At 61.7% G+C, this 3,718-nt stretch carries 6 protein-coding genes and 1 pseudogene; 1 reads left to right on the forward strand and 6 read right to left on the reverse strand.

The features are described from left to right. From WBV42_RS17700 to WBV42_RS17715, 4 genes and pseudogenes are all read right to left on the reverse strand, one after another. A pseudogene (locus tag WBV42_RS17700) lies at positions 1-275 on the reverse strand (ribonuclease R); the annotation flags it as partial. 42 nt (positions 276-317) lie between these two features. Continuing rightward, positions 318-620 (reverse strand): DUF7562 family protein, encoded by a 303-nt coding sequence (locus WBV42_RS17705; protein WP_423987198.1) that lies wholly within the window; start codon positions 618-620, stop codon positions 318-320. Positions 621-678: 58 nt separating this feature from the next. Then, positions 679-1,158 (reverse strand): RNA-binding protein, encoded by a 480-nt coding sequence (locus WBV42_RS17710; RefSeq protein WP_423987199.1) that lies wholly within the window; start codon positions 1,156-1,158, stop codon positions 679-681. 75 nt (positions 1,159-1,233) lie between these two features. Then, entirely contained in the window at positions 1,234-1,938 is a 705-nt protein-coding gene (locus tag WBV42_RS17715) for a DUF1028 domain-containing protein (RefSeq protein ID WP_423987200.1), read from the reverse strand. Between the two features lie 114 nt (positions 1,939-2,052). Here WBV42_RS17715 and WBV42_RS17720 point away from each other — a divergent pair, with 114 nt between their 5' ends. Beyond that, on the forward strand, positions 2,053-2,412 hold the full coding sequence (locus WBV42_RS17720) for a cell division protein SepF (protein ID WP_423987201.1): 360 nt from the start codon (positions 2,053-2,055) through the stop codon (positions 2,410-2,412). On the opposite strand, the gene WBV42_RS17725 is transcribed toward WBV42_RS17720, so the two are convergent. Both WBV42_RS17725 and WBV42_RS17730 read right to left on the reverse strand, forming a co-directional pair. Continuing rightward, the gene (locus WBV42_RS17725; RefSeq protein WP_423987202.1) at positions 2,409-2,801 is read right to left on the reverse strand and encodes a DUF5611 family protein; all 393 of its coding nucleotides are present in this window, start codon (positions 2,799-2,801) and stop codon (positions 2,409-2,411) included. The genes WBV42_RS17720 and WBV42_RS17725 overlap by 4 nt on opposite strands. Before the next feature lie 50 nt (positions 2,802-2,851). After that, positions 2,852-3,718, reverse strand: an 867-nt coding sequence (locus WBV42_RS17730) for a DUF7093 family protein (protein WP_423987203.1), incomplete at its 5' end; no start/stop codon positions are given.

Here is a 3,718-nt window from a genome sequence, read left to right on the forward strand (position 1 = left end):
TCGTCGAAGTCCTGTGCGTCGACGGGGTCGGTCGTCCACGTCGTCATCTCGCGCAGGTCTTTTCGTTCCTCGACTTCGTCCTGAATCTCCTGTTGGATGTTCTCGGTTCGTTTCTCGGCCTCCGTCATCACGGGGCCGGGAAACCCGTCCCTGATTTCGAACTTCTCGAACAGCTGTTCGCGCTTGCTGTCGAGTCGCTCGGCGAGATCTTCGGAGATTTCGACCGGCCCTTGGCCTTCGGCGGTGCCTGCCTCAGCCTGTGCGTCGCTCGTCATGCCCGCTGATAAGGGAGTTGGGAAGTTAGGCGTATCGACTGACTATCCTTCCCGTTCTTCCAGCGGGCCGTATCGGTCTCGGATGGCGGTTTCGTACCGGGCTAAAAACTCGTCCTGTTCGACGTGGTCGGCATCCATCTCCACGAGAAGCGCCTCCAACTCGTCGCGCGGCTGATGACACAACTCGCGGTGACACGCCTTGCAGAGGTGCTCGAAGGTCTTTCCGTTGCGCTCCCAGCGATTCCCCTCCTTGTCGTACTCGCGCGCCGCGGAGCGCCGAACGGCATCGCCACACGCGATACAGTCGACCGACTTTTTCTCCCGGGTCCACCGGGAACCCCACATATCACGCCCTTCGACGCCCTCACACTTCGCCTTTTTGCCGGGAACGTTTCGGGTCCGATCAGACCACGAATTCGTAGAGGTCGTCCCCGACGAAGTGAACGGATTCGACCACCTTGCCGGAGTCGCCGACTATCCCGTCGCCGTCCGTCTTCGCACGGCCGATGGCGAGCACCTTGCCGTGGGTCTCCTCGGCGATAGCCACGAGGTCGCCCGATTCGATGTCGTCGCTCGCTTCCACGATTCCGGGCCGCATCACGTCGGCACCGTCGCTGACGAACGAGACGGCACCCGCGTCCACGGTGACGACGCGCTTCGTCGGCGGGTAGGCGTTCGCACCCTGAACGGTGAGGAACGGTTCGCCGTCGGTGTAGAAGACCGTCGGTTCCCCGTCCACGAGGACGATGTCGAAGGCCGAATCCTCCAGTTCCACGAGTTCGTAGGTGTCGGCATCGAGTTCGACGCCGAGGGTGTCTTCGAGCGCCGCGTCGATCTCCCGAACCTCGTCGCTCCGGAGATGATGGCGAGATTTGACTTCCATAATCCGTCGTGCGTTCGTCTCGTCTATAAACCCACCCGTTTCGACCGGCATCGTCCGCATCGAGGGTTGTGCTTGCTACGTGTCGTCGTTCCCGTCATCGTTCGCCGCTTCGTAGCGCTCGACGGCGGCGGTGAACCCGTCACCGGCGAGTTCGTAGGCCTCCCGCAGGTCCCTGATCGGCGTTTCGGTCGCGTCCACGCGCAGATCGTTGTAGTACGGATCCGTCTCCTTGGGTTCGGTCGTCTCGATCAACAGCGCGGCGCTCTGGACGGTCAGTTCCTCGCGCTTGTCCCCACCTTCGGCGTAGCCCGCGGCCAGCGCGTCGATGAGCCGTTGGGCGAGCGGCCGGTCCTCGTCCGCGCTTTCGCGGTACGCGCGTGCCGTCTCGGCGACGACGGATTCGCCGGTCAGCAGGTTCCCGGCGACGGTGTAGTTCTCGCCGCTCTCGTGGCCGTACCAGCCGTGACACTCCTCCCCGGAAAAGGTGAACGTCCCCTCCGCGTCCACGCCGTGCAGTTGTCGGTTCTCCGCCCCTTCGTCGGCGTTGAGCAGCGCCGTGAGCGCATCGTCGATCGCGAGGCCGTCGTCCACGTACTCGATTCCCTTCCGTCCGAGTTCGACGTTGACGAGGCTCTGGGTGGCGATTGCCCCGTTTTCGCTGGCAAACGGACAGAGCGTTCCGACCCGCGGAAGGCGTGTCGTCACCGCGACGCCGAACCGCGTCTGGTCGTCCCCGCTTTCGTCCGTGTACTCCTCTCGGACACAGATGCTGAACGTCATGGAGAGGGGAACAAAGCGTGCGAGCAAAAAAGCGCGTTATTTACCTGCTCTACGTGCTCGCTTGTCGCTCCGTCTGACGTAAGAACTATACTCGTTCGATTGCCCCGTAGTTCTATGGGATTCATGAATAAGATTCTCGGCGAGACGCAATCGGGAAGCGCCGGGGATTATGTCGAGCTGGATTTGGACGATTTCGAGACCACACCCAACGAGTCGGGACTGAACGTTCACATCGCCGAAATCCAAGGACAGCAGGACGTTATCGCCATCAAAGACGCCGTCTACGACGGCGACATCGTTATCGCTGATATCACTCGACTTCGAACGCAGGACACCACCGTCGAGCGCATCACTGACGAACTCCAGCAGGTCGCCCGCGAAGTCAACGGCGACATCGTTCAGAAAGGTGATGACCAACTTATCGTGACGCCTACCGGTGTCAACGTCAGTCGAACAAAACTCGGTCGGGATTAGACGTTGTCCGGCGTGTCCGCGTCGTCTTCGACGGTTCGTTTCAACGAGTCACGGCGTGCCTTCGCGTCGCGGCCGGTCGCTTCGAGAAGGAACTCGTTTTTCTTGCTCACCGCGTCGGCAGCAGCGTCGGCGTTCCCCTCCGCGATGACGTCCTCGGCGGGACGCTCCTCGAAGTCAACAGCGAGTTTGTCCTTCTTTCCGCTGTACGATGCGGCACCGGCCACGATTCGCTTGAAAACGGGGTTGTCCGGTTCTTCGACCACGTAGAGTTCGTGTCCGTTGAAATCCTCAGTGGCCGTTATCGGGCCGAAGTAGTCCTCGATGCTCGCTTTCAGGTCGGGCATTCGGTCTTCGAGATGCTCACCGCGTCGCATTTTGTATTCTTTCATGAGTTGGACCCAGATTAGAGGGGTGGATGTTTACCCTTTTCGCGTCGCGTCTACTCGTGTTCGCTCAGGTATCCTTTCCGACACTCCGGACAGATGTCTCCCGCGCGGAGTGACGAACCCGAGGCAGCACCGCCGAACTGCCCGCATTCGGGACAGATGAGTTCTGCGCTCGGACTCGATTCCGATGCTTGGTCCGGTTTCGGTGCCTCCCGTGCGCGTGTGAATCCCGTTTCCCGCTGTGGTTCGGGCCGCGTGGTCCGCACGAACCCCGTTTCCTCACTGGAGTCGGCCTCCACGAATTCGGCATCGTCCTCCGCGTGAGGCGCGCTTTCCGGCGTCAATCCGCCACCGAAGCTCACCTCGACGTCGCTTCCGTCATCGACTTGCGCGTCGAATCCCTCGTCATCGAGTCCGGTATCGGGCCAGTCCGTCGACCCGCGGGCCGACTCGTTCACGTTCGTGTCCTCGGGGTCGGGCCACTCGCCGTGACCACGGCCCTGTTCCTCGACCTCGTCGTCCTCGTCGTCGAGGATGACGCCGTCGTCCTCGTCCGCGCTCTCCGGCGGATGGAAGTCATCGTCGTTGAAACCGACTGGTTCCGGGTCCGATTCGACCGTCTCGTCGATGATTTCCGTCTCGGATTCCGGTCCGGTCGTCATCGGTTCGACCGATCCCTGTTCGGCCGGTGTCGGTTCGGCCGATGCCGATCCCGCTAGCCCCTCTTCCGTCTTGCTTTCCATCGGCTCCGGTGTCGGTTCCGGTTCCTCGATCGTCGTGACTTCCTTGTTCTCGCTAATGATGCTTTCGGCACCACAGCGCTGGCATTTCTCGAACTCCCGAACCGTGACCACCACTTCGTTACCTTGCTCTTCGCGCTCGCGCTCGATTTCGGACTCGCCGTAGTCGTGGCCTAACAG

Source organism: Haladaptatus sp., from assembly GCF_049589095.1.
Classification (GTDB): domain Archaea; phylum Halobacteriota; class Halobacteria; order Halobacteriales; family Haladaptataceae; genus Haladaptatus.